The sequence below is a fragment of the Streptomyces sp. NPDC096013 genome, assembly GCF_044763565.1.
Classification (GTDB): Bacteria; Actinomycetota; Actinomycetes; order Streptomycetales; family Streptomycetaceae; genus Streptomyces.
The window spans coordinates 352,151-375,908 of record NZ_JBIWGK010000004.1 but is presented as its reverse complement, the minus strand read 5'-3'; the positions used below and the strand labels follow the sequence as shown (position 1 = coordinate 375,908).

Below are 23,758 nucleotides of genomic sequence, written 5' to 3'. Positions count from 1 at the left end.
ACTCAATTGATATTCATCGGAGTTGACTCTCCCGGGCGTCGCTGTCCGGTTCATGGAAGCAGTGTCCGGGTGTGATCTGGGCCACGTCAGCCTGGTGTCAGGGAGCTGACCGGAAGGAGTCAGCCGACTCTGTTTGCATGTGCTCATCGAGGCCTCGTTGCCAGTATCCCGGCGCCCCGCCCACGCGGAGCCCCCCACCACCGAGGAGACACATGGCCGACATCCTGACCGACCCCGCGTCCGGCGCGGCCGTCCCCGAGTACCCGATGCGGCGGGACGCCCGTTGCCCCCTCGCCCCGCCGCCGGCGGTGCAGGAGGTGCGCGACGGGAAACCGCTCAGCAGGGTCCGCATCTGGAACGGCACCACACCCTGGCTGATCACCCGCCACGCCGACCAGCGCGCCCTGCTCACCGACTCCCGCGTCAGCGACGACGACCTGGAGCCCGGCTTCCCCTACGTCAACGCGCACCGCGCCGAGATCGCCCCGCACACCCCGCGGATGATCACCAACACCGACGCCCCCGAGCACACCCGGCTGCGCCGCACGGTCAACGCGCCCTTCCTCGTCAAGCGCATCGAGGCCATGCGCGCCCCGATCCAGAAGATCGTCGACGAACTGATCGACGACATGCTCGCCGGCCCCAACCCGGCCGACCTGCTCACCGCACTCGCCCTGCCGGTCCCCTCGCTGGTCATCGCCGAACTCCTCGGAGTGCCCTACGAGGACCACGACTTCTTCCAGCGCAACAGCGGCATCGCGCTCGACAGCGCCGTGTCGCCGCAGGAGGCCCGCGAGGCGAGCGGCGCGCTGGCCGCCTACCTGGACAAGCTCATCGGGCTGAAGCTGGAGCACCCCGGCGAGGGCGTGCTCTCCGAGATGGCGGGCCGCGTCAACAGCGGTGAGATGACCCGCACCGAGGCCGTCCACATGGGCGTCGCCATGCTCATCGCCGGGCACGAGACCACCGCCACGATGATCAGCCTCGGCACGCTCGCCCTGCTCCAGCACCCCGACCAACTCGCCCTGGTGCGCGACACGGACGAGCCCAAGGTCATCGCGGGCACGGTCGACGAACTCCTCCGCTACCTCACGATCGTGCAGACCGGCGTCCGCCGCGTCGCCAAGGAGGACATCGAGATCGGCGGCGTCACCATCCGCGCCGGCGAGGGCATGATCTTCGACCTGCACGCCGCGAACTGGGACCCCGAGGCCTTCCCCGAGGCCGGCCGTCTCGACATCACCCGCTCCGCCCGCCGGCACCAGGCCTTCGGCTACGGCCCTCACCAGTGCCTCGGCCAGAACCTCGCCCGCCTCGAACTCCAGGTCGTCTACGGCACCCTCTACCGCCGCGTCCCGACCCTCCGACTGGCCGCCCCCGTCGAGCAGTTGGCCTTCGACCGCACCGGCACCACCTACGGCGTGGCCTGCCTGCCCGTCGCCTGGTGACCACCCCTCCCGCACGAACGAACAGAGAGCAGAGGACACAGCCATGAAGGTCGAACTCGACGAACCGAAATGCGTCGCCTCCGGTCAGTGCGTGGTCGCCGCCCCCGACGTCTTCGACCAGCGGGACGACGACGGGGTGGCGATCCTCCTGGAGGAGCGGCCCGCCGCCGAACTCCTCGACGACGTACGGGAAGCCGCGGCGGTCTGCCCGGCCGCGGCCATCCGACTGGTCGAGCAGTGAACAGAATCGTCGTCGTCGGAGCCTCGGCCGCCGGACTCGCGGCGGCCGAGACCCTTCGCCGCGAGGGCTACACCGGCACGCTCACCCTCGTCGGCGACGAACCGCACGCGCCGTACGACCGGCCGCCGCTGTCCAAGCAGGTCCTCTCCGCCGAGTGGGAACCGGACCGGGTCGCCCTGCGCACCTCGGCCGACCTCGCCGGGCACGGCCTCGACCTGCGCCTCGGTGTCGCCGCGACCGCGCTCGACCTCGCCGCGCAGGAGGTCTGGCTCTCCGACGGCGCGAAGGTGCCGTACGACGGGCTGGTCATCGCCACCGGGGTGCGCCCGCGGCGGCTGCCCGGCGAGGGCGCGCATGTGCTGCGCACCCTCGACGACGCGCTCATGCTGCGCGAACGGCTGGGCCCCGGGCGGAAGTTGGTGGTCGTCGGTGCAGGGTTCCTCGGCGCGGAGGCCGCCGCCGTGGCCCGGCGTCTCGGCGCCGACGTGACCCTGCTGGAACCGGCGCCTGTGCCCCTGGCGCACGCCGTGGGCGAGCGGGTCGGGCAGGTGCTCGCGCAGGCCCATGTGGATCACGGCGTGAAGCTGCGCACCGGCGTCTCCGTCACCGAGGTGACCGACGAAGGCGTACGGCTCGGCTCGGGCGAGGAGATCGAGGCCGACGAGGTGCTCGTCGCGATCGGCTCGCTGCCCAACACCGAGTGGCTCGCCGACAGCGGGCTGTCCATCGGCGACGGCGTGGTGTGCGACGAGTACTGCGAGGCCGCCGGGAACGTGTACGCGGCCGGTGACGTCGCCCGCTGGTACAACCCGCTGTTCGGCACCTCGATGCGCGTCGAGCACCGCACCAACGCCGCCGAGCAGGGCATGGCCGCCGCCCGCAACCTCCTCGCCTCCGAGGCCCGCAAGGCGTTCTCACCCGTGCCGTACTTCTGGTCCGACCAGTACGACATGAAGATCCAGGCCCACGGTCATCTGCGCGGGCATGACGAAGTCGCCGTGGTGGAGGGGGACTTGGGCGAGCGGCGGTTCGTGGCCGCCTATCGCGCCGGCGACCGCCTCACCGGCGCCCTCGCCGTCGGCATGCCGCCCAAGGCGATCCGCGGCTGGCGCCAGGCCGTCGCGGTCGGAGCGAGTTGGCGGGAGGCCGTCCATGACGCAACGACCGTCTGAGGAACCCCGCGACGTCGTCGTGGTCACCGGCGCGGGCGGGATTGGCAGCGCGATCGCCCGCCGTATCGGCAGCGGTCGCACGCTGTTCCTCGCCGACGCCTCACGCGGCCAACTCGACCGCACCGTGGCCGCGTTGACCGCCGAGGGCTACGGGGCGCACGGCGTCCTCACCGACATCTCCGACCGTGCGGCCGTCGACAAGCTCGCGCGGACTGCGGCGGGGGAGGGCCGGGTCGTCGCCGTGGCGCACACCGCCGGGGTCTCCGCCTCGATCGCGTCCGCGCGGACGATCCTGGAGGTCGACCTGCTGGGCACGGTCCATGTGATCGACGCCTTCGAGTCGGTGGCAGGGCGCGGCACCGCGCTGGTCGCCGTCTCCAGCATGGCCGGCCACTACGCCTCGCTCGGCCCCGAGGACGAAGCCGCCCTGGCCGCGCTTCCGGCGGAGGAACTCCTCTCCCTGCCCGTCGTCGAGGCCGTGGGCGACGACTCGCTGCGCGCCTACATGGTGGCCAAGCGCGCCAACCATGTGCGCGTGGAGGCCGCCGCGCTCGCCTGGAACCTGCGCGGCGCCCGCATCAACTCCGTGAGCCCGGGCGTCATTTCGACCGCCATGTCGAAGGCGGAGGCGGAGTCGCCGCACGGCGGACACATGCTCAAGATGCTCGACGACTGCGGAGCCCGGCGCACCGGGACGCCCGGCGAGATCGCCGACGCGGTGGCCTTCCTCACCGGCCCGCAGGCCCAGTTCATCAACGGCACCGATCTGCTCGTCGACGGTGGCCAGGCCGCCTGGGTCCGCCGGCACATGCGGCACTGACGGCCCCGCCCCGGACGCCGGCCCCCACGTTCACCGGCGTCCGGTGCCGTCGTACCGCATCGCATCTCTCGAGGACCGAGAGGACCAGCAAGTCCGTCACTCACCCCTGCCACCGGTCCCGGTTTCGACCCGGCGGCGCTGCGCGCTGCTGCGGGAGTGGCGGGAGGTTGGCGACCCGGACGACGTCCTCGCCGGGTGAGGTGACGGCGGAGGGGCGGGCGTCTCAGTCCCGTGCGGTGAGAATGCTCAGCGCGTTCGCGGCCACGACGGCACCGACGCCCGCCCACTCCGCCCAGCCCAGTCGCTGCCCCAGGCCGATCCACCCGACCACGGCGGCGAGCACCGGATTGACGCTCATGAACAGCCCGAACGCCGGCGCCGGCACCCTGCGCAGCGTGAACAGGTCGGCCAGATACGGCACCGCCGACGACAGCACCCCGGCCGCCACCGCACACGCCGCCGCCATGAGGGTCGGCGGATGCCGGACCGCGACGACGATCCCGACCGGCAGGAACATCAGCGCGGACACCCCGGCCGCGGCGGCCGATCCCTGCGCGCCGGGAAGGCGGCTGCCGACGGTCCGGTTGAGCAGGATGTACGACGCCCAGCACACGGCGGCCAGCAGCCCGAGGGCCATGCCCGGGTAGTCGGCCGAGGGGCGCGGGCGCATCAGCGTCACCACCCCCGCCAGTGCGATCAGCGCACAACAGGCGTCCACGCGGCGCCGGGTGGCGGCCAGGGCGATGGACAGCGGCCCCAGGAACTCCAGCGTCACCGCCAACCCGAGCCCGATGCGGTCGATCGCCGTGTACAGGGACAGGTTCATCGTCCCGAACACCACGGCGAGCAGCAGCACGGGCCACCACTGCCGCCAGGTGAACTCCCGCAGCCGGGGCCTGCCCACCGCGAACAGGACCACCGCGGCGACGTACTGACGCACCGCGACGACCCCCACCGGCCCGATGACCGGGAAGGCGAGCGAGCCGAGCGCGGCCCCGGTCTGGTTCGAGAGCCCGCTGCCGGCCATGGTGGCGATCCCGGCAAGACCCACCCGGGACGGCCGCGGGGCACCGGGTGCCGTGGTGGGCACGGGAGTTGTCGCTGAGGAAGCTCCAGGCATGCTCCGATCGTGCGCCCGGCCGGCACTTGCGCAAAATGCAATCGGGAGACGATCTATACGCTGGAGTCATGGATCTGGAGCTGCGACAGCTGCGCTGCCTCGTCGCGATCGTCGACGAGGGCACCTTCACCGACGCCGCCGCCACCCTCGGCGTCTCCCAGGCAGCCGTCTCCCGCACCCTGGCCTCGCTCGAACGCGCCCTGGGGGTGAGGCTGTTGAGGCGCACCTCCCGCTCGGTGACCCCGACCGGCCCCGGCCTGCGGGTGGTCGCGCACGCCCGGCGAGTGCTCGCCGAGGTCGACGACCTGGTCCGGGACGCCACCTCGGGCCACGTCCATCTGCGCGTCGGCTACGCCTGGTCGGCGCTCGGCCGGCACACCCTCCCCTTCCAGCGCCGCTGGGGCCGCGCGCACCCCGAGACCGATCTGCACCTGGTCCGCGTCAACTCGGCCACCGCGGGGCTCGGTGAGGGCGCCTGCGAGCTGGCCGTGCTCCGCAGACCGCTCGACGACCGGCGGTTCGAGTCGGCCATCGTCGGTCTGGAGCGGCGGCTGTGCGCCATGGCCTCCGACGACCCGCTCGCCCGGCGCCGCTCCGTCCGGCTGGCCGATCTCGCCGGGCGCACCCTCCTCGTCGACCGCCGCACCGGCACCACGACCGCCGACCTGTGGCCGCCCGACTCCCGGCCCGCCACCGAGGACACCCATGACGTGGACGACTGGCTCACCGTCATCGCCACCGGCCGCAGCGTCGGCGTCACGGCCGAGGCGACCGCCAACCAGTACCAGCGCCCCGGAATCGTCTACCGCCCGGTGCGCGACGCCGAGCCGATCGCCGTACGGCTCGCCTGGTGGAAGGACGACCCGCACCCCGCCACCCAGGCCGTGCTGGAACTGCTCACCACTCTTTACCGGGAGCCCTGAGTCACCTCTTTGCCGCGAGCTCTGGGTCGCCCCGGGCGGTCCACGGCGGTGGCCCGTGCCGGGCCCCACTCTCTCGTCCGCGGCCCGGTCCGTGGGCGGGCGGCGGCATGTCTGCGGCAAGGATGGGCGGCAGCATGCCTGCAATACGGCGGACAAAATTGTTGACAATCTTGTTTGGCTAGATTTAGGTTCGACAGGCACTCACTCAGGGAGGGCAAACGATGCCGAAAGAAGCCCGTCCGAGCACCGGGGAGCAGGCCAAGCAGCATGCGCTCACGCAGCTGCGGCAGGCGATCCTGCACGGCGACATGGCACCGGCACAGCGGCTGGTGGAGAACGAGCTCGCCGAGCAACTCGATGTGACGCGGGCCAGCATCCGCGCGGCACTGATCGATCTGGCGGCCGAAGGACTGGTCGAGCGGATCCGCAACCGGGGCTCCCGGGTGCGGGTGGTGACCGTGGAGGAAGCTGTCGCCATCACGGAGTGCCGCATGGTCCTGGAGGGATTGTGCGCGGCCAAGGCGGCCGTCGCGGCCGGCGACGACCAGCTGGCCGAACTGGCGGACCTGGGCCGGGCCATGACCAAGGCCGTGGCCGACGGCGAGCCGGTCACCTACTCCGAGCTGAACCACGAACTGCACGACAAGGTGCGTGAGTTCTCCGGCCAGCAGACGGCCGTGACCCTGCTGGAGCGGCTCAATGCCCAACTGGTGCGTCACCGCTTCCAGTTGGCGCTGCGGCCGGGGCGTCCGCAGCAGTCCCTGAATGAGCATCTGGCGATGATCGAGACGATCACGGCCAGGGATCCACGGGCGGCCGAGGAGGCCGTCCGCGCCCATCTCACCAGTGTGATCGAGGCGTTGCGCGGCTGACGCGCCACGGACCGGCACATCGGGGGCGGGGCGCACACCTGTCCACCAAGGAGATTCGAGCAATGACGCACGGCAACGCGCCCGCCTCCCCGGCACCCGACGACGCTCGCGCGGGGGGAGCCCCATCACGATCGACCCTCGTCGTCACGGCGCACGCCGGGGACTTCGTCTGGCGGGCGGGCGGGGCCATCGCCCTCGCCGCAGCCCGCGGCGAGAAGGTCACCATCGCCTGTCTGACCTTCGGCGAGCGCGGCGAGTCCGCCAAGGCGTGGCGTGAGGGCAAGAAGCTGGACGAGATCAAGGCGATACGCCGGGACGAGGCCGAGCGCGCCGCGGCCGTCCTCGGCGCCGAGGTCCGTTTCTTCGACGCCGGCGACTACCCTCTCGTCGCCACCGCCGAGTTGACCGACACCCTCGTGGAGGTCTACCGCGCCACGCAGCCCGACGTCGTGCTCACCCACCCCACCGAGGACCCGTACAACGGCGACCACCCGGCCGCCAACCGGATGGCGCTGGAGGCCCGCGTCCTCGCGCAGGCCATCGGCTATCCCGGCGAGGGCGAGATCATCGGCGCCCCGCCGGTCTTCTACTTCGAGCCGCACCAGCCCGAGATGAGCGGCTTCAGGCCCGAGGTCCTGCTCGACATCACCGAGGTCTGGGACACCAAGCGCAAGGCCATGGAGTGCCTCGCCGCCCAGCAGCACCTGTGGGACTACTACACCGACCTGGCCGTCCGCCGCGGCGTCCAGCTCAAGCGCAACGCCGGTCCGAACCTGGGCCTGGCCCACAGGACGATGGCCGAGGCGTACATGCGTCCGTACCCGCAGATCGCGAAGGAGCTGGCATAACCATGGGCGGCGTGATCGTCACCAACCCCCCGAAGGCGGACGCCGAGGACGTCGAGGCGCTGGCCGGTTTCGGCGCGGCCACCGTCAGTGAGGCCATGGGCCGCACCGGTCTCCTCGGACCGTCGATTCGCCCTGTGCAGCAGGGAGTCCGGGTCGCCGGCACCGCCGTCACGGTGCTCGGCTGGCCCGGCGACAACCTCATGATCCACGCGGCCGTCGAGCAGTGCGGCGCGGGCGACATCCTCGTCGTCACCACCACCTCCCCGTGCACGGACGGCCTGTTCGGCGAGCTGTTCGCCACCGCGCTCCAGCGGCGCGGGGTACGCGGAGTCGTCCTCGGCACCGGCATCCGCGACACCCAGGAACTGCGCGACATGGGCTTCGCAGCCTGGTCCCGCGCCGTCTCCTCGCAGGGCACCGTGAAGGCCACCGGCGGCTCGGTCAACGTGCCGATCGCGATCGACGGCCAGGTGGTGCGCCCCGGAGACGTGATCGTCGCCGACGACGACGGCGTGGTGGTCGTACCCCGCGAGAAGGCCCGCGAGACCGCCGAGAGGTCGGGGGCCCGCGAGGCCAAGGAGGCCGCCACCCGCGCCGCCTTCCTGGAGGGCCAACTCGGCCTGGACCGCTACGGGTTGAGGGACACCCTCAAGCAGCTCGGCGTCGAGTACCGGACGTACGAGGAGTACACCGGAGCCGGGTCGTGACCGGGCCCGCGGAGGTCCGCTGCATGCTGATGCGCGGTGGCACCTCCAAGGGCGCCTACTTCCTGGCCGAGGACCTCCCCGCCGGCACCGCCGCCCGCGACGACCTGCTGCTGCGGGTGATGGGCAGCCCCGACCCGCGCCAGATCGACGGCCTGGGCGGTGCCCACCCGCTCACCAGCAAGGTGGCCGTGGTCTCCGCCTCGGAGGACCCCGAGGCCGACGTCGACTACCTGTTCCTGCAAGTCGCCGTCGACCGAGCCGAGGTGACGGACCGTCAGAACTGCGGCAACATCCTCGCCGGAGTAGGACCGTTCGCCGTGGAGAGGGGGCTCGTGGCCCCCGGTGACGGCGAGACGTCCGTCCGCATCCGCATGCTCAACACCGGGGAACTGGCCGTCGCCAGCTTCCCGACTCCGGGCGGGCGGGTCGACTACTCGGGCACCGCCGAGATATCCGGCGTCCCCGGCTCGGCGGCACCCGTGGTGATCGAATTCCCGCAGGGCGGCGGCCGGTTGCTGCCCACGGGCCGCGTCCGGGACGCGATCGACGGTACCGAGGTCACCTGCGTCGACAACGGCATGCCGGTCGTCCTGATCCCGGCCGCCGCACTGGACGTCACGGGCTACGAGACGCCCGCCGACCTGGAGGAGAACGCCGCCCTCGCCGCCCGCCTGCGGGAGATCCGCCTGGCGGCCGGGAAGCTGATGGGCCTCGGTGACGTCGAGCACGCCACGATCCCCAAGCTCAGCCTGCTCGCCCCGCCCGCGGACGGCGGCGCGGTCATGACCCGCACCTTCATTCCCGTGCGCTGCCACACCTCCATCGGTGTCCTCGGTGCCGCGAGTGTGGCGGCGGGGCTGCGGCTGCCCGGTGGGGTGGGGGAGGGCGTCGCGGAAATACCCGAACAAAGTGACCGAATTCGCATCGAGCATCCCAGCGGATTCCTGGACATCGAAACTAGCGTGGACGCCGGACCCGAGGGTTCCGCTCCCGTGGTCCGCAGCACCGCGGTCGTCCGCACCGCACGCAAGATCTTCGACGGCACCGTCTTCCCCCGGCCCGCCGGCCCGACTCCCGCACCCGTACGACCCCTTGGAGGCAACGATGGCTCCGCCGCTCGGTGACATCGCCCATATCGGCCACGCCCAGCTCTTCACCCCGGACCTGGACGCCAGTGTCGCCTTCTTCACCGACTACCTGGGCCTCACCGTCAACGGCCAGGACGGCGACACCGTCCATCTGCGGACCTACGACGACTACGAGCACCACAGCCTCGTCCTCACCGCCCGCGACCGGCCCGGCCTCGGCCGCCTCGCCCTGCGCACCTCCAGCGAGGAGGCGCTCCAGCGCCGTATCAAGGCGGTCGAGGAGGCGGGTGGCACCGGCCGTTGGGTCGAGGACGAACCCGGCATCGGCAAGCTCTACGTCACCACCGACCCGGACGGCCATGAGCACGCCCTGTACTGGGAGAGCGAACACTACGAGGCCCCCGAAGGTCTGAAGCCCGCGCTGAAGAACCAGCCGCAGGCCAAGCCCAACCGGGGCGTCGGCGTACGGCGGCTCGACCACATCAACTTCCTCGCCGCGGACGTGCTGTCGAGCGCCGAGTTCCAGCAACAGGTGCTGGGCGCCCGCCCGACCGAGCAGATCCGGCTCGACAGCGGCAGGATCGCGGCGCGTTGGCTGACGTACACGAACAAGTCGTACGACGTCGTCTACACCGAGGACTGGACCGGATCGACCGGGCGGCTGCACCACATCGCCTTCGCGACCGACACCCGCGAGGACATCCTGCGCGCGGCCGATCTCGCTGTCGATACCGGGGTGTTCATCGAGACGGGCCCGCACAAGCACGCCATCCAGCAGACGTTCTTCCTCTACGTCTACGAGCCCGGCGGCAACCGCATCGAGCTGTGCAACCCGCTCACCCGGCTCGTCCTCGCGCCCGACTGGCCGCTGATCACCTGGACCGAGGAGGAGCGGAAGAAGGGGCAGGCCTGGGGGCTGAAGACCATCGAGTCCTTCCACACCCACGGGACTCCGCCGGTCGCCTGAGCCGCGCGCAGAAGGCCCCGAGCGGTGCGTGAGAGCCGCTGAACGCGACGCTGGAGCCACCCCTCAACGATTGTCGATGAGATTGTTGACAAAAACGTTGACTATCCGGGGGTGGCTCCTTAGCGTCTAGCGCACCAAGCACGAGAGGTAACCAACGATGTCTTCCTCCCCCTCCCCGTCCCCCGCCCCGACCGCGCGCGCCAGCAGACTGGCCCTGCTGGTCATCGGCCTGTGCTGGCTCGCCGTGCTCTTCGACGGCCTCGACATGTTCATCTACGGCTCGGTGCTGCCGCACCTGCTGGAGACGAAGACCTTCGGTCTCACCGCCGACCGGGCCGGCGACCTCGGCAGCTACGCCACCTTCGGCATGCTGGTCGGCGCGCTCACCGCGGGCACGGTCGCGGACCGCATCGGACGCAAGCAGCTGATGATCGCCTGCGTGACGCTCTTCTCGCTGGCCTCCGGCATCTGCGCCGTCTCGGGCAGCGTCGGCGTCTTCGGCCTCGGCCGCACCCTCGCCGGTGTCGGCCTCGGCGGACTGCTGCCCACCGCGATCAGCATGGTCTCCGACTACGCCCCGCGCGGCCGGACCGCCCTCACCATCGGCATGCTGATGACCGCCCACCACGCGGGCGGCATCCTCTCCGCCTACGTGGCCAAGTGGCTGGTGGACCCGGTCGGCTGGCGCGCCGCCTTCTGGGTCTGCGTCGTCCCGCTGCTCTTCGTCCCGGTACTGCTGAAGTTCCTGCCCGAGTCGCTGAGCTTCCTGGTCGCCAAGGGCCGCACCGAGGAGGCCCACGCCCTCGCCGAGCGCTTCGAGGTCCACCTGCCCGCCGCCACCGGCAAGAAGACGGCGGCCGACCGCTGGGACGCCCTGCTCGCCCTCTTCCGCGGCGGCGAATGGCTCCAGACCCTGCTGTACTGGCTGGCCTCCTTCGGCGGCCTGCTCCTCGTCTACGGCGTCGCCACCTGGCTGCCCACCCTGATGCGCGCCGAGGGCTACGAACTCGCCAACGCCCTCACGTTCGTCGTGGTGTTCAACCTGGGCGGCATCGTGGGCATGCTCGTCGCCGGCCGCGCCGCCGACCGCTTCGGCGCCCCGCGCATCTCGGCGATCTGGTTCGCGCTCACCGCCGTGGGCGTCTTCCTGCTCGGCGTCCACATGAACCAGGCCGTGACGATGCTCGTCGTCTTCCTCACCGGCGTCTTCCTCAACAGCGCCCAGACGATGATCTACGCCACGGTGTCCATCCGCTCCACCCCGGACAACCGTGCCACGGCGGTCGGTTGGACCTCCGGCATGGGCCGCTTCGGCGCCGTCTTCGGACCGTGGCTCGGCGGCCAGCTGCTCGCCTCCGGCAACGGCGACTGGGGCTTCACGTCCTTCGCGATCGCCGGTCTGTCCTCCATGGTGTTCATCGGCATCGCGGCGCTGCGCAGCTCCAAGCAGGTCCAACAGGCCGGTGCCGAGCGGGAGTTGGCCGTCAGCCACTGACCGCACCCCGGCCCGGGTGACAGGGGCGGGACCGGATGCCGGCCACCGCGAGGACGCGGGGCCGGCGTCCGGGCACGAAGGAGCGCCTGCCTCCCGAGTGGGCGCAGGCGCCGACGGGTTGGCGAGGGCTGTGCCTCAGTCCTTTCCCATCCGGTCCTCCGCCGACAGGTGTTCCACCGTCCTGCCCGTGTCCGTGAACGTCCGGGTTACGTGCGCCGCCGCCACCGCGGACGGCACCCCGACCACCGATCCCGAACTCGCCGTGATGCCGCTGCCGTTGGGCGGCGCCAAGGGCTCCGGGATGTCCCTCGCGTTCGAGCTGCTCACCAGCGTGCTGGTCGGTGCGCCGATCTTCGCCGCGTTCCACTCGGACGACCCGCAGGGCCGCAAGCACCGCCAGAACGCCCTGCTGATCGCCCTCGACCCGGCGGCCTTCGGCGACCCGGCCGCGTTCACCGAGGCGGTCGACGCGACGCTGGCCACCCTCAAGCAACTGCCCCCGGCCGATGGCGCGGAGGGTGTCTTCTACCCCGGCGAACGCAGCGCGACGGTCGCCGAGCGCCGTGGCGCGAAGGGCATTCCTGTCGCTCCGAAGGTCTGGCGCGAACTGACCGAGGCGGCGGGCAAGTTCGGCCTCACGCTGCCGGAGCTGGTGCCGTCGGCGTGACCCGGCCGCACTTCGCCGACCGTCCGAGGGGGATGGTCGGCGAAGTGCGTTGTCGGTGCGAGGAGTTCAGGCGCTGCCGACGGCTCCGCGCACCTGACGGGCAATCAGGGCATAGGTCTCCAGGGCCCGTTCGTCGTCCGTGGCGTCGTACCCGTGGTCGGCTCCGGCCACGTCGACGTGCTCGACCAGTGACCCCGCCGTCCGCAACCGGTCGGCGTAGCGCACACCCTCGGCCTTGAGCAGGTCGTACTCCGCCGTGACGACCAGCGCCGGGGCGATGCCCTTCAGGTCCGCGGTGTCCGAGGGGTGGGCAGGCGACACCAGCCGGTCGGCACGCACCCTCGGATCCGGGACGTACGACGAGTCGAAGACCTCCGCCATCCAGGGGCGCAGCATCGGCTTGGCGATCGCCGCGTGCTTGTCCTTCGCGCCGGTCGCCAGGTCGAGCGGCGGATAGTGCAGCACCTGGAGCGCGATCGAGGGACCGCCCTCCTCCCACGCCTGCCGGGCCACCGCCGCCGCGAGTCCGCCCCCGGCACTCTGCCCGCCCACGGTGAGCCGGTCACCGTCCCAGCCCTGCTCCGCGCCGTGCTCCGCGATCCACCGCACCACCTCGAAGGCCTGCCGGGGCGGCGCGGGGAACGGGTGCTGCGGCGCGACGACGTAGTCCACGTTGACCACCACGACCCCCGCCTCCGCCGCGAGGAAACGGCACAGCGGGTCGTCCGGTTCGGTCAGCGGAATGACATAGCCGCCGCCGTGGAAGTTCACGTGCACGGGCGGCGGCGGACCCTCACCGGCCGGCAGGTACACCGTCGCCCGCGCCGGGGCGATGCTGCTCGGGATCGTCAACTCCCGTGTCCGGCGCGGATATTCAGGGAACCGCTGATGCGAGGCGGCGGCGGAACCGCGCCCGCTCGGACGCCGGTCGGCCATCACGGACAGACGCTGTAGGGACTTGGCGGCGAGTGCGGCCACCGCCGGCCGGGCCAGAACAGACATACCGCTCCCTGTGTGGAGTGCGCGCGACGGGGGATTCCGTCCGATCACCGGGGATCGATCGACAGGATTCCTGGCAATGGGTAGGGCGACGATAACACGGGTGCATCGCGGGCGGATGCTGATGATCGGCGCGGTTCAGGGGTGGGGGCGGGGGTGCGAGAGCCCGGGGGTTTCACGGATGAAGATCCCCGTCCGTCTGCCGGTGCTCCGGTTTGTGGAGGCGGCCCGCGACGCGGACCCGTCGATCACCGGAACCGGACGGGCCCGTCCACGTGCCCGTGCTCATGACACGGCCCATGGGGCGACGGCGTGGCCGCCACCTGCGCCGTCTCGATCATCTGCTCGCTGTCGTTCGCCGCGTCGGCCAGACTCGCGCAGCACAGGACCAGGAGCGCGGCGCCCGCGACGAACGGCAGGGCCCGGCGCGGGGGCGGGGGCGCGAGCAGCGCCCGAACCCGCTGCGGTACCGCACCGCCGGTCGCGGCCAGTGCCGGGTGGGACCGGTTCGCCGAGCTGGCGAGCGCCGCCCGGCCCACGGCATGCGCGACGACCGTACGATCGCCGACGCGCACCGCCGCCTCCTCGTCGGCCCAGCGCTCCAGGACGAAACCGCCCGCGCCGGACAGCGGTCGTAGCAGGGGAGTCGTGGCGGCGGAGAGGCGCCAGAGGGTCTGGAAGAGATGGTGGCGGCCGCGCAGGTGGGCCCGCTCGTGGGCGAGCAGTGCCTCGCGCTCCCGGTCGCCCAGGCAGCGCAGCATCCCGCGCGACACCACGATCCGACCCGGCGCCCCCGGCAGCGCGAACGCCTCGGGCGCCGCCATGTCCAGGACCGCCAACTCCGTGTCGCCGGGCAGGAGTCGGCACTCGCGGCGGGCCCAGCGCAGATGCCGTAGCTGACGTACCGCGGCGATCGTGAGGCCCGTTACCGAGGCGAGGAAGGCGAGCGCTGCGACCCCGGCGACCGTGAGGTAGACCGGGTCGGAGGCGCGTACCGCCGCGACCGACCAGCGGCCCTCCTTGGCGACCTCGGGGATCTGCGCCAGTCCGGCGAACGCCAGCAGCGCCAGTGAACCCAGCCAGCCCAGCGAGGCCACCAGCGCGGCGGCGGCCAGTGACCAGGCGGCCGGGCGCGGGGCCAGCCGGTGGGCGGCGCGGGGTGCGACCACCGCGAGCACCATGGTGATCAGGAGGGGGACGTACACGCTGATCAGCACGGGATCACGGTCCCTCGTCGGTGCCACCGGTGTGCCGCGGCCCGTCGTGTCCGGCCAGCAGCCGTTGCAGCAACTGCTCGTCCTGCGCGGAGAGTTCGGAGACGAAACGGGCGAGCACCGCCTCGCGGTCGCTGCCGTGCTCCAGCAGCGAACGCATCCGCTCCGCGGTGTGCGTCGCCTCGTCCCGAGCCGGCGCGTACGCGTAGCCGCGGCCCGCGCGGTGCCGGACGAGCATCCCCTTGTCGTACAGCCGCGACAGGATCGTCAGCACGGTGGTGTACGCGAGATCTCCCGGCAGTCGGTCCTTGACCTGGCGGGCGGTCTGCGGCCCGGCGGCGCCGTAGAGGGCGGCGAGAACCCCGTTCTCCAGCTCGCCGCGCGCCCGCCTGCCGGGCGCGGCGCCGGGTTCGTCGCTCTTCCGGTCGTGCACTGTTCACCCCACCGCCTTCCATCGCTCGGCAGTCCAGCCTACCCGCCTGCCTACTACGGCCTGTAGGAAGTGCGCCAGGGCTCGGAGCCCGGGCGGGAGGCCGGTCGGGGGTTGATCGAAAGGGCGACGAAAGGCCGGCCGGGATGTGCGGTCGATGAACTACTACATGTCGTACGAGCTTACCTACTACATGTTGTAGAGTTTCGCCGCTCCACTCCACCTGCGGAGGAATCAGCCCATGCCCCACCCCGGAAACACGGTGCGCCGCCCTGCGTCGGCCGAGCGGGTCGTGATCGTCTCGGCGAGCGTCGGAGCCGGTCACGACGGCGCCGCCACCGAGCTGGAGCGGCGACTGCTCGCGGCCGGACTGACGGTCGACCGGTTCGATCTGCTGGACGTGCTGCCCGCCCGGCTCGGCCGACTCGTCCGGGACGGCTACCACCGCCTGCTTGTCCGGGCGCCGTGGGTCTACCAGCGGATCTACAGCAGCACCGAACGCGCCGGAGGCGGCGGCCCCGTCGCGCGAGCACTCCTGCGCTCCGCCGAGGCACGGCTGCTGCGCGCGCTGCCCGCCGACACCGGCGCCGTCGTCTCCACGTACCCAGGCGCGAGCCGGGTCCTGGGCTCGCTCCGGCTGGACGGCCGGCTGACCGTCCCTGTCCTCACCTACCTCACCGACTTCTCGGTGCACCCGCTGTGGGTGGCAGACGGCGTCGACGTCCACCTCGCGCTGCACGCCGTGCCCGCAGCGCAGGCCCGGGCCGCCGGAGCGCGCGATGTCCGTGTGTGCGGCCCGGTCGCCGACCCACGCTTCCACCCCGTGCACGCACCGGAACGCGCGGCGGCCCGCGCCCGCTTCGGTCTGCCCCCAACTGCCCCGCTGGCCTTGCTGGTTGCCGGTTCCTGGGGCGTGGGACCGGTCCGTGAGGTCGCCCGGGAGCTGCGCGACTGCGGGGCGGCCGTACCGCTCGTGGTCTGCGGCCGCAACGACACACTCGCCGAGCAGCTCCGCGCGGACGGCATCGAGCACGTCTACGGCTGGGTCGACGACATGCCCGGCCTGATGCACGCCGCCGATGTCCTGGTCCAGAACGCGGGCGGCCTGACCTCCCTGGAAGCCTTCGCCGCGGGCCTGCCCGTCGCGAGCTACGGCTGCATACCCGGCCACGGCCTCACCAACGCGGCCGCCCTGGACGAGGCGGGCGTCGCCGCGTGGGTTCGCGACCCGGCCAAACTCAAGCACGTACTGGCCGAGTTGATCGACGGCCCACGCGGTTTGCTCCAACGCGAGGTGGCCCGCGCCCTGTTCGCGGCCGACCCCGACGGCCCGGCCGCCGAGACCGCCCGCGTCTGCCGCACCGGCACCGCCCCCGTCGCCACACCCACCTCCCGGCGGACCGTCCGCCCGGCCGCCTTCCGTCTCGCCACCACCACCGCTGTGGCCTGCGCGGTCTGGGCGGGCGCGGTCGGCACAGCGGTCGCCACGACCGACGGCGCCCCGGACCTGATGCACGCAATAGGCCAGCACCTCGACCTCGACGACCCGCCCCACGAACACCACATGGGCCATGGGCCGCACGAGGCGCACGCGAAGGGGCGGCACGCGTGACGGGCAGTGGGCTGCGTGTGCCGCGGCGAAGGGTCACGCATGACCGCCGTACGCCCATTCCTATTCCTACGACTGCCTGCGCCGCGCCGGCCCTCCGCGCCGCCGAGTCCGTCGCGGTCCACGTGAAGGGGCACCCCGCATGACCCCAACTCCCCGTCCCCCGCAGGCCGTTCGCGCCACCGCACCCCGCACGAAGGACCGCCCCGCATGACCGCCAGCCGCCTCCTCCGCGCGACCGCCCGCATCGCGCTCCCCGCACTCCCGGTCCTCGCCGCCGCGTACGCCGCCCCGGTCCTCTCCACCTACGGTCCGCTCCGCAACCGCGTCATGCCCCGCCTCGCCGGTCGAGGCCGTCCGGACCACGTGGCGCTCACCTTCGACGACGGCCCCGACCCGCTGTCGACCCCGCTCTTCCTGCGGCTGCTCGACGAACGCCGGGTGCACGCGACCTTCTTCCTCCTCGGCAGCCAGGCGGTACGTGCCCCGGGTCTGGTGCGGGAGATCGCCGCCGCCGGACACGAGATCGCCGTTCACGGCTGGCTGCACCGCCCGCTGCTGCTGCGCGGCCCCCGCGCCACCCACGACGACCTGGCCCGCGCCCGCGACACGGTCGGCGACCTCACCGGACGCACGCCCCGCCTCTTCCGCCCGCCCTACGGCGTGATGTCGACCGCCGCCCACCTCGCGGTCCGCCGCCTGGACCTCACGCCGGTGTTGTGGACGGCCTGGGGCGAGGACTGGCGGGCGCGCGCCACACCCGAGTCGGTGCACCGAACGGTCACCGGGGATCTGCGCGGCGGCGGCACCGTCCTGCTGCACGACTCCGACTGCACCTCGGCCCCCGGCTCCTGGCGCGCCACCCTCGGCGCCGTGCCCCGCATCCTCGACACCTGCGCGGAGCGGGGCCTGTCCGTGGGGCCGTTGCGGGAGCATGCCGTGGACTCGCTCCGAAGCTGACCATATGGCCGGCCGTCCCGGGGCGGCGGGAACCAGGTCCGCGAGCACCTGGACCAGGGAGCAGCCGGGTGGCCGGAGTGGCGTCGCTCGACTCCGGCGGTCGCCGACACCCTGTCCGACTGCGGAAGTACTCTCTCCGCGGCAGGCACGGCAACAGCCCGCCGCAACTTACTTGAGTTACGCAACAATATGGTAAAGTGGCTTCCATGTCCACACCAGCGATCCCCGACGACCCCGCCTCCCCGGAGGTGACCGAGATCGAGCGAGCCCTCACTCGGATCACCTACCTGAGCACACGTGCCCGCCAGCACGACCGGCTGATGGCCCTCGCCGGTGTGCCGCTGGACCGCGCGGCGGTGGCGTTGCTACGGCAGATCGCCGACTCCGACCCGCTGCGCCCGGGGGAGCTGGCCCATCGCCTCGGGGTGGAGGCCTCGCATGTGACGCGGACGGTGCAGCAGCTCCAGAAGTCCGGGTACGTCACCCGCGTGCCCGACCCCGACGACCGCCGGGCCCAGCGGATCGAGCTGACCGAGGCCGGCCGGAGGGCGGTGACCAGCGTCCGGGACGCCGGTGCGCGCGGTATGCAAATGGCCCTCTCCGAGTGGTCGACGGACGAACTGCGGCAACTGGCCACGCTGTTCCACCGCATGGTCGACGACTTCCTGAAGTACGCGATCGACGATGACGAGCCGGAGGCCGCGGCGCCGGCGAGCACGGTCTGAGCTCCGGGGGCCGGCTGCCCAAGTCCCGCAAGGCGGGCGATGGTTGAAGGTCACGCCGGCCTCAGCCGAGGTCGGGGGGAGAGATCCGCGAACTCGTCGATCGTCAGCGCGTCGAGCCGCCGCTGGATCGAGGTGAGCGCCAACGGCAGGGCCTCCGTGATGAATCCGGGACTGCTGCCCGTGCTGCGGACGGAGGTCCCGCCCCGCGCGCACGCCTCCTCGGCCCGCTTCCGCACGACGGGGTCCATGCTGGGCGCGCGATGGAACTCGCCGCGCGTGGACACGACGTTCACCCCGGACGAGAGCAGCGTGCACACCTCGTCGATGTCGCATGCGCGCGGGGTATAGAGGACGCAGTCGGCGCCGAGCGCCAGGATCTCGTCGATGTCATGTGTGGCGACGACCCCGGTGACACCGGGGCTGCCCCTGCTCAACTCGCTCGCGTCCAGCTCGACTTGGCCGGTGTATGGACGTATACGCCGGCCAGGGTCAGCCGCGGATGCTCCAGTACGGCACGCATCGTGCGGGCGCCGATGGTGCCGGTGGCTCACCGCACGACCCGGTAGCGCCGCGCCCCGTGCCGTAGCGGCTCGGTCATCGCCCACCTCCCGTTGCGGTGGGCGAGAACCGTACTCTCCACTATGGAGAGCGTCAATTACGTCGTTGTTGAGGAGCCGTCAGTTGCGCACCGGTACGCCCGAGAGGCCGCCGAGGCAGAACTGCCAGACCTCCTGGGCCGTGACCGCGGCGGCGTGGCTGTCGGACGGAACTCCGTTGCCCTGCGCGACGAACATGACCGTCTGCATCAGGATCGAGGCCTGACGGCGGGGCTTCCCCGCGGGGATGACACCGGCGTCCTCGGCCTGCTCGACCAGCTCCGTGAACACCTGGAGCAGGGGGAGGTGAGCGGTCGCCACCTGCGCGGGATGCTTCACCAGGAGCTGGAGCGCGAAGTCGCTGAACAGGGGGCGCTCCACGCCGGGGTTGGACAGCGACTGCTGGAAGAGCATCTCCACCGCGAGCCGCAGTGCCTGGAGCGGATCCGACTGGGAGCCGGCCGTCTCACGGATCTCCGCCGCCGACTTGGACAGCGCGTCCTCGAACAGGGCGAGCAGCAGCTCGTGTTTGCCGTCGAAGTGCTGGTAGAAGCTGCGCAGCGACTGTTTGGAGCGGTCCACGACCTCCTGGACCGTGAAGTCCGTCGTCCGCTTTTCCGCGACGAGTTCCTGTGCCGCGTCCAGGAAGCGCTGTACGCGTTGTTCGGCGCGGAGCTTCGCGGCACGGGTGGAACGCTCAACGGCGCGCTGGCGCCAGGCCGGTTGCTCTTCGGGGACAGCTGTCACACGAAGAACGATACTCGACGTCAGCGGTAACACCTCGGCTTCCGCTGTCGAGGGACGTACGGCAAATTCTGAGATCCATACTCGCGTTGAATGGGAACGGTATTCGGTCGGCGCCTCTCCGGATTAGCAGGAGGTTCGTCTGACATGGCGTGGGACTTCTCCACCGAGCCGGAGTTGGAGGAGAAGCTGGAGTGGATCAGGAAGTTCCGCTCCGAGTGCGTGGATCCACTCGACCTGCTTCAAGGCGACCCGGGACGGCGCCGGCGGCGCGCCCTTCACGTTCCTGCGCGGCCCGAGAGGCCTGCGCGTGGAATTCGTGGACCGGGTGGCGCGGCCCGGGTTGGAGAAACGGTGGGCTCACGAAGGAGGTGATGCGTGACGACCGTAGGCATCGCGGCGGGGGCTGGGCGCGGTATGGGACTCGCCTGTGCCCGACGGCTCACCGACCTGGTGGACACGCTGCTGCTGGTGGACCGGGACGAACCGGGCGTGACCGCGGCGGCGAAGGAACTGGCCGCCGCCGACGAGGAGATCGCGGTCGAACCCTTCGTCCTCGACATCACCGACGGGGCCGGACTCTCCCGACTCGCCGCCCGCGTCGCCGAGTTGGGCTCCCTCAGGGCCGTCTCGCACGCCGCCGGGATCTCGCCCACCATGGCTGACTGACGCCGCATCTTCGAAGTCGACCTCGTCGGCACCGCACACCTGGCCGAAGCCCTCCGCCCGCTCGCCACCGAAGGGACGGCGATGGTGTACTTCGCCTCGATGGCCCCGCTCCTCGGCACCATCGAGGCCGATCCGGCCGTAGCCGCGATCCTCGACGAGCCGCTCCGGGAGGACCTCCTCGACCGGTTGCGGGAGGCGCTCGGGCCCGCGGTGGAGAACACCGGTCTCGCGTACGCGTGGGCCAAGCACGGGGTGGACCGGTTCGCACGGCGGGAGGCGGTGCGGCTCGGGCCGTACGGGGCGCGGGTGTGTTCCGTGTCGCCGGGGGTCATCGACACCCCTCAGGTGCGGCAGGAGGCCTCGGCCCAGCCCGCCATGACCGCTCTCGTGGAGCAGACGCCGCTCGGTCGGACGGGCCGGGCCGAGGACGTCGCGGCTGCGGTGGCGTTTCTGCTGTCGGACGAGGCCGCTTTCGTTTCCGGAATCGACGTTCTCGTCGACGGTGGGGTCTGTGCGGCCGTACGAGAACGCGCCGGTCGCTGACCGGTCGGCGACCGGCGGAGGAGGCGCGCCCTGGGGGCGGCGCGCCGCTTCCTCAGCGCCGACGTCCGCTGCGGCGCGCGGACCAGCCGGTGCCCAGCCCGGCCGAATGCGCGGCGAGGAAGGCGAGCCCGAGAAGCATCAGGCTCGTCTCGCTGAAGACGATCTGCGTCGAAGTCTCGGTGACACGGATGATGAAGGCGATGAAGAAGAGCGCGGCCGCCACGATTGCAAGCATTTGTTCAACCCCTATGGATAGACGGCGAGCCACGCGTGATCCCGGTGGCTGCGCCGTTGTCTCCCGACTGCCCCGGATGGTGCCTCTCAGTCACCTCGATCTCGTGCAGTGCAGGGGCCAACTGCCTTTCAGGCAAGGGATTCCGAGCGCTGGACGGTTCCCGTGATCCCGATGGCGTCCTGCCCCGCGAGCAGCACGGCGGCCCGCGCCATCGCCTCCGGCGGCTCCACCATCTCCGGCGGGATCTCCCGGCCTCCGCCACCCGCCTGCCAACCCTCCGTGAGCACCACCCCCGTGACGGGGCGAGGCAGTTGACGGCGATGTTGTCCTTGCGCAGGTCGGCGGCGAGACCCAGCTAGAGGCGCTCGACGGCGGCCTTGGCCACCCAGTACGCGTTCGCACCCCGGTACGTCATGCCCACCCCGCCCGTCATCACGGCCACCAACGAGCCACCGTCACGCGCCCGTACGTGCGGAATCACCGCGCGGGTCACCAGGAACACCCCGGTCAGATTGACATCCAGGGACAACTACCAGCGCTTGAGCGGCGTGGACTCGACTCTTCGGACCCGACGACCATCGCGAGGCACTGGCGGCGTCCGACCCGCCCGTACGCGACCGACTCGGCTCCGTGGGGCGGCCGTTGCCCGGCGTCGAGATCGAGATCCGCGACGACGACGGCACGCAAGCCCCCGCCGGGGAGACCGGGGCTGGTGTTCGTGCGCGGGGACCAGATCCCCGGCGAGGGCCTCTACGGCGGAGGCGTCGTCGCCCGGCACGCGGCACTGACCGTCGGACCCACCGCCGAACTGGTCCGCGCCACCTATGCGTTGGGGCGGCGAAGCGGTCCCGCGTGACCTATACGCTGTACCCGCCGTCGACGCCCAACGCCTGCCCGGTGATGAATCCGGCCCGGTCCGAGGCGAGGAACGCGACCGCCTCCGCGATGTCGGTCGCGTCGCCGAAGCGGCGCATCGGGATGTTGCGCCGGGTGACGGCGAGCGCGGCGTCATCCAGTTCGCCCGTGCTGATCAGGCGGCCGGCGATACCGTCGTTGAGCATGCCGGGGGCCACGCAGTTCACGCGGACGCCGTACCGGCCCTCTTCGGCGGCGAGCGCCCTGGCTACGGCCTCGACCGCGCCCTTCGCACCCGACGACAGGCCGTCGCGTACCGGGAACCGGCGGGTGGCGACGGTCGTCACGGCGACGATGCTGCCCCGGCTCTCGCGCAGCAACGGCAGTGCGGGATGCACCAGGTTGAAGAACGCCACGGCGTCGCCCTCGAGTTGGGCGCGGTACTCGCTCGGCGTCACCGTGCTCAGGTGCCGCATCGGGACGTGCGGGCCCGCCGCGTACACGAGGGTGTGGATGCCGTCGGCGGTCTCGGACACGGCCTCGGCGGTGGCGGTCTCGTCGGTCAAGTCCAGCCGTAGGGAACGGACTTGACGTCCCAGCTTCGTGACCTCGGCGGCCACCGCGTCGGCCGCTTCCTGGTTGGCGCGGTAGGTGAAGACGATGTCGCTGCCCCGCTCGGCGAGGAGCCGGACGATCGCCGCGCCGATTCCGCCCGAACCGCCCGCCACGAACGCGACACCTGGTCTGCTGGAGAAGTCCGGCACCGTGACCGCCTCACAATCCGAGGGACTTGGCGATGATGACCTTCCTGGCCTCGCTCGTCCCGACGTAGATGCGGGTGATGCGCGCGTCCGCCTACAGCCGGGCGATGGGGTATTCCAGCATGTAGCCGTAGCCGCTGCACAGCTCCAGGCAGCGGTCGACCGCGCGGGCCTCCATCTCGGTGCGGAACAGCTCGACCTTCGCGGCGTCGGGACCGCTCAGTCCACCCGCGACGAGTTCGAGCACCGCGCGGTCCAGCATGGCCTGCGCGGCTTCCGACTCGGCTGCTGTCGCAGCGAGTTGGAACGTGGTGTTCAAGAGGGACGCGACCGTCTTGCCGAACGCCTTGCGTTCCTTGACGTAGGCGATGGTCCGGGTGGCGGCCGTGTTCCTCGGCGAGCAGCGCGTACTCCTGTCCCGTCGCCACCGGAAGTGAGGTGCGCCATATCTCGGTCAGGCCCAGCTCGCCCAGGGCCTGTTGGGTCGCCGTCCGGGTCGACGGCTTCACCTCGTCCGCCGAGGTCACACCGAAGCGAGTCGCCAGTGAGCGCGCCATGTCACTGACCAGGACGAACTCCTCGCGGTCCACGCTCAGTTCTTCTCAGTAGGGTGGGCACGCTGTCCGGCGCGGGACGCGAGTTCGGTGATGATGCGGATGTGGTCCGGGCCGGTCATCGTGGCCCGTTCGCCATCGGCGCTGCCTCCATGGCGCCGCGCGACATCTGTTCGACCAGCGTGACGAGCGCCGGCTTGGTGGCGCGGGGGCCTCGGCGGGCTGTGCCGCGACCGGTGGGCCAGAGCGAGGGCCTCGCGCATCAGGTCGTCGGGCGGGACCGTGCGGTTGGCGAGGCCGAGTTCGACCGCCGTGGGGGCGGGATCGCGGTCGCCGGTGAAGAGGCACTCCTTGACCTCCAACATGCCTGTCAGCAGAGGCCGGAGGATGACTCCGCCGTCGTCGGCCACCAGGCCCACCGACACACGCGGGTCGGCGAAGCAGGAGTCCTCGGCGATCAGTACGAGATCGCCGGTCGGGGCCGTTCAGGGTGACG

General features: G+C 71.7%; 29 protein-coding genes and 1 pseudogene. 18 read left to right on the top strand and 12 right to left on the bottom strand.

Annotated elements, in window-relative coordinates:
- Positions 1-212 precede the first annotated feature (212 nt).
- From ACIRB1_RS16450 to ACIRB1_RS16435, 4 genes are read left to right on the top strand one after another with little or no spacing between them, the layout of a single operon-like run.
- The gene (locus tag ACIRB1_RS16450; protein ID WP_403466004.1) at positions 213-1,448 is read left to right on the top strand and encodes a cytochrome P450; all 1,236 of its coding nucleotides are present in this window, start codon (positions 213-215) and stop codon (positions 1,446-1,448) included.
- Between the two features lie 43 nt (positions 1,449-1,491).
- Complete coding sequence (locus ACIRB1_RS16445; protein WP_352181447.1) at positions 1,492-1,689, top strand: ferredoxin; 198 nt, start codon at positions 1,492-1,494, stop codon at positions 1,687-1,689.
- Positions 1,686-2,861, top strand: coding sequence for an NAD(P)/FAD-dependent oxidoreductase (locus ACIRB1_RS16440; protein ID WP_403466003.1), 1,176 nt, complete (start codon positions 1,686-1,688; stop codon positions 2,859-2,861). Before ACIRB1_RS16445 ends, ACIRB1_RS16440 begins: the two co-directional genes overlap by 4 nt.
- Entirely contained in the window at positions 2,842-3,681 is an 840-nt protein-coding gene (locus ACIRB1_RS16435; protein WP_403466002.1) for an SDR family oxidoreductase, read from the top strand. The genes ACIRB1_RS16440 and ACIRB1_RS16435 overlap by 20 nt, the downstream gene beginning before the upstream one ends.
- A 223-nt stretch (positions 3,682-3,904) precedes the next feature.
- Here ACIRB1_RS16435 and ACIRB1_RS16430 read toward each other — a convergent pair whose 3' ends face one another.
- Complete coding sequence (locus ACIRB1_RS16430; RefSeq protein ID WP_403466001.1) at positions 3,905-4,801, bottom strand: EamA family transporter; 897 nt, start codon at positions 4,799-4,801, stop codon at positions 3,905-3,907.
- Positions 4,802-4,869: 68 nt separating this feature from the next.
- Between ACIRB1_RS16430 and ACIRB1_RS16425 the strand changes: the two genes are divergently transcribed.
- The 8 genes from ACIRB1_RS16425 to ACIRB1_RS16390 all read left to right on the top strand — a co-directional run bounded on the left by ACIRB1_RS16425 (position 4,870) and on the right by ACIRB1_RS16390 (position 12,368).
- Complete coding sequence (locus ACIRB1_RS16425) at positions 4,870-5,724, top strand: LysR family transcriptional regulator (RefSeq protein ID WP_403466000.1); 855 nt, start codon at positions 4,870-4,872, stop codon at positions 5,722-5,724.
- 221 nt (positions 5,725-5,945) lie between these two features.
- Positions 5,946-6,596, top strand: a complete 651-nt coding sequence (locus ACIRB1_RS16420) for a GntR family transcriptional regulator (protein WP_403465999.1) — start codon at positions 5,946-5,948, stop codon at positions 6,594-6,596.
- A 62-nt stretch (positions 6,597-6,658) separates the two neighbouring features.
- Positions 6,659-7,444: a PIG-L deacetylase family protein gene (locus ACIRB1_RS16415; RefSeq protein WP_403465998.1), complete on the top strand. Its 786-nt coding sequence runs from the start codon at positions 6,659-6,661 to the stop codon at positions 7,442-7,444.
- Between the two features lie 2 nt (positions 7,445-7,446).
- The gene (locus tag ACIRB1_RS16410; protein ID WP_403465997.1) at positions 7,447-8,151 is read left to right on the top strand and encodes a 4-carboxy-4-hydroxy-2-oxoadipate aldolase/oxaloacetate decarboxylase; all 705 of its coding nucleotides are present in this window, start codon (positions 7,447-7,449) and stop codon (positions 8,149-8,151) included.
- Positions 8,148-9,275, top strand: a complete 1,128-nt coding sequence (locus ACIRB1_RS16405) for a 4-oxalomesaconate tautomerase (protein ID WP_403465996.1) — start codon at positions 8,148-8,150, stop codon at positions 9,273-9,275. The genes ACIRB1_RS16410 and ACIRB1_RS16405 overlap by 4 nt, the downstream gene beginning before the upstream one ends.
- On the top strand, positions 9,256-10,206 hold the full coding sequence (locus ACIRB1_RS16400) for a catechol 2,3-dioxygenase (RefSeq protein ID WP_403465995.1): 951 nt from the start codon (positions 9,256-9,258) through the stop codon (positions 10,204-10,206). The genes ACIRB1_RS16405 and ACIRB1_RS16400 overlap by 20 nt, the downstream gene beginning before the upstream one ends.
- A gap of 157 nt (positions 10,207-10,363) precedes the next feature.
- Positions 10,364-11,701, top strand: a complete 1,338-nt coding sequence (locus ACIRB1_RS16395) for an aromatic acid/H+ symport family MFS transporter (RefSeq protein WP_352181457.1) — start codon at positions 10,364-10,366, stop codon at positions 11,699-11,701.
- Between the two features lie 187 nt (positions 11,702-11,888).
- The gene (locus tag ACIRB1_RS16390) at positions 11,889-12,368 is read left to right on the top strand and encodes an Ldh family oxidoreductase (protein ID WP_352181458.1); all 480 of its coding nucleotides are present in this window, start codon (positions 11,889-11,891) and stop codon (positions 12,366-12,368) included.
- Between the two features lie 66 nt (positions 12,369-12,434).
- Here ACIRB1_RS16390 and ACIRB1_RS16385 read toward each other — a convergent pair whose 3' ends face one another.
- The 3 genes from ACIRB1_RS16385 to ACIRB1_RS16375 all read right to left on the bottom strand — a co-directional run bounded on the left by ACIRB1_RS16385 (position 12,435) and on the right by ACIRB1_RS16375 (position 15,014).
- Positions 12,435-13,370 (bottom strand): alpha/beta hydrolase fold domain-containing protein, encoded by a 936-nt coding sequence (locus tag ACIRB1_RS16385; protein ID WP_352181459.1) that lies wholly within the window; start codon positions 13,368-13,370, stop codon positions 12,435-12,437.
- Between the two features lie 245 nt (positions 13,371-13,615).
- Positions 13,616-14,584, bottom strand: a complete 969-nt coding sequence (locus tag ACIRB1_RS16380; RefSeq protein ID WP_352181460.1) for a M56 family metallopeptidase — start codon at positions 14,582-14,584, stop codon at positions 13,616-13,618.
- 4 nt (positions 14,585-14,588) lie between these two features.
- Positions 14,589-15,014 (bottom strand): BlaI/MecI/CopY family transcriptional regulator, encoded by a 426-nt coding sequence (locus tag ACIRB1_RS16375; RefSeq protein ID WP_352181461.1) that lies wholly within the window; start codon positions 15,012-15,014, stop codon positions 14,589-14,591.
- A 238-nt stretch (positions 15,015-15,252) separates the two neighbouring features.
- Between ACIRB1_RS16375 and ACIRB1_RS16370 the strand changes: the two genes are divergently transcribed.
- From ACIRB1_RS16370 to ACIRB1_RS16360, 3 genes are all read left to right on the top strand, one after another.
- On the top strand, positions 15,253-16,623 hold the full coding sequence (locus ACIRB1_RS16370; RefSeq protein WP_352181462.1) for a glycosyltransferase: 1,371 nt from the start codon (positions 15,253-15,255) through the stop codon (positions 16,621-16,623).
- Between the two features lie 207 nt (positions 16,624-16,830).
- Positions 16,831-17,580, top strand: a complete 750-nt coding sequence (locus ACIRB1_RS16365; protein ID WP_352181463.1) for a polysaccharide deacetylase family protein — start codon at positions 16,831-16,833, stop codon at positions 17,578-17,580.
- A gap of 206 nt (positions 17,581-17,786) precedes the next feature.
- Complete coding sequence (locus ACIRB1_RS16360) at positions 17,787-18,305, top strand: MarR family winged helix-turn-helix transcriptional regulator (protein WP_403465994.1); 519 nt, start codon at positions 17,787-17,789, stop codon at positions 18,303-18,305.
- 50 nt (positions 18,306-18,355) lie between these two features.
- On the opposite strand, the gene ACIRB1_RS16355 is transcribed toward ACIRB1_RS16360, so the two are convergent.
- Together ACIRB1_RS16355 and ACIRB1_RS16350 are read right to left on the bottom strand one after the other, a co-directional pair.
- Entirely contained in the window at positions 18,356-18,739 is a 384-nt protein-coding gene (locus ACIRB1_RS16355; protein ID WP_403465993.1) for a hypothetical protein, read from the bottom strand.
- A gap of 243 nt (positions 18,740-18,982) precedes the next feature.
- Positions 18,983-19,648, bottom strand: coding sequence for a TetR/AcrR family transcriptional regulator (locus tag ACIRB1_RS16350; protein WP_352181466.1), 666 nt, complete (start codon positions 19,646-19,648; stop codon positions 18,983-18,985).
- 375 nt (positions 19,649-20,023) lie between these two features.
- Between ACIRB1_RS16350 and ACIRB1_RS16345 the strand changes: the two genes are divergently transcribed.
- Both ACIRB1_RS16345 and ACIRB1_RS16340 read left to right on the top strand, forming a co-directional pair.
- Positions 20,024-20,314, top strand: coding sequence for an SDR family NAD(P)-dependent oxidoreductase (locus ACIRB1_RS16345; protein ID WP_352181467.1), 291 nt, complete (start codon positions 20,024-20,026; stop codon positions 20,312-20,314).
- An 81-nt stretch (positions 20,315-20,395) separates the two neighbouring features.
- Positions 20,396-20,857 carry an SDR family oxidoreductase gene (locus ACIRB1_RS16340; RefSeq protein WP_352181468.1) on the top strand — a complete coding sequence of 154 codons (462 nt, stop codon included), beginning with the start codon at positions 20,396-20,398 and terminating at the stop codon, positions 20,855-20,857.
- 52 nt (positions 20,858-20,909) lie between these two features.
- Here the strand turns inward: ACIRB1_RS16340 and ACIRB1_RS16335 are convergent, their stop codons facing one another.
- The 3 genes from ACIRB1_RS16335 to ACIRB1_RS16325 form a co-directional block, all read right to left on the bottom strand.
- Positions 20,910-21,092 (bottom strand): hypothetical protein, encoded by a 183-nt coding sequence (locus ACIRB1_RS16335; protein WP_352181469.1) that lies wholly within the window; start codon positions 21,090-21,092, stop codon positions 20,910-20,912.
- A 128-nt stretch (positions 21,093-21,220) separates the two neighbouring features.
- Positions 21,221-21,382, bottom strand: coding sequence for a hypothetical protein (locus ACIRB1_RS16330; RefSeq protein ID WP_352181470.1), 162 nt, complete (start codon positions 21,380-21,382; stop codon positions 21,221-21,223).
- A 65-nt stretch (positions 21,383-21,447) separates the two neighbouring features.
- Entirely contained in the window at positions 21,448-21,621 is a 174-nt protein-coding gene (locus ACIRB1_RS16325; protein WP_352181471.1) for an SDR family NAD(P)-dependent oxidoreductase, read from the bottom strand.
- Between the two features lie 183 nt (positions 21,622-21,804).
- Between ACIRB1_RS16325 and ACIRB1_RS16320 the strand changes: the two genes are divergently transcribed.
- On the top strand, positions 21,805-21,948 hold the full coding sequence (locus ACIRB1_RS16320) for a hypothetical protein (protein WP_352181472.1): 144 nt from the start codon (positions 21,805-21,807) through the stop codon (positions 21,946-21,948).
- Position 21,949: 1 nt separating this feature from the next.
- Here ACIRB1_RS16320 and ACIRB1_RS16315 read toward each other — a convergent pair whose 3' ends face one another.
- The 3 genes and pseudogenes from ACIRB1_RS16315 to ACIRB1_RS16305 form a co-directional block, all read right to left on the bottom strand.
- Positions 21,950-22,675: an SDR family oxidoreductase gene (locus tag ACIRB1_RS16315; protein ID WP_352181808.1), complete on the bottom strand. Its 726-nt coding sequence runs from the start codon at positions 22,673-22,675 to the stop codon at positions 21,950-21,952.
- Between the two features lie 46 nt (positions 22,676-22,721).
- A pseudogene (locus ACIRB1_RS16310) lies at positions 22,722-23,072 on the bottom strand (acyl-CoA dehydrogenase family protein); the annotation flags it as partial.
- Between the two features lie 228 nt (positions 23,073-23,300).
- Positions 23,301-23,723: an enoyl-CoA hydratase-related protein gene (locus ACIRB1_RS16305; RefSeq protein WP_352181809.1), complete on the bottom strand. Its 423-nt coding sequence runs from the start codon at positions 23,721-23,723 to the stop codon at positions 23,301-23,303.
- Positions 23,724-23,758: the final 35 nt, after the last annotated feature.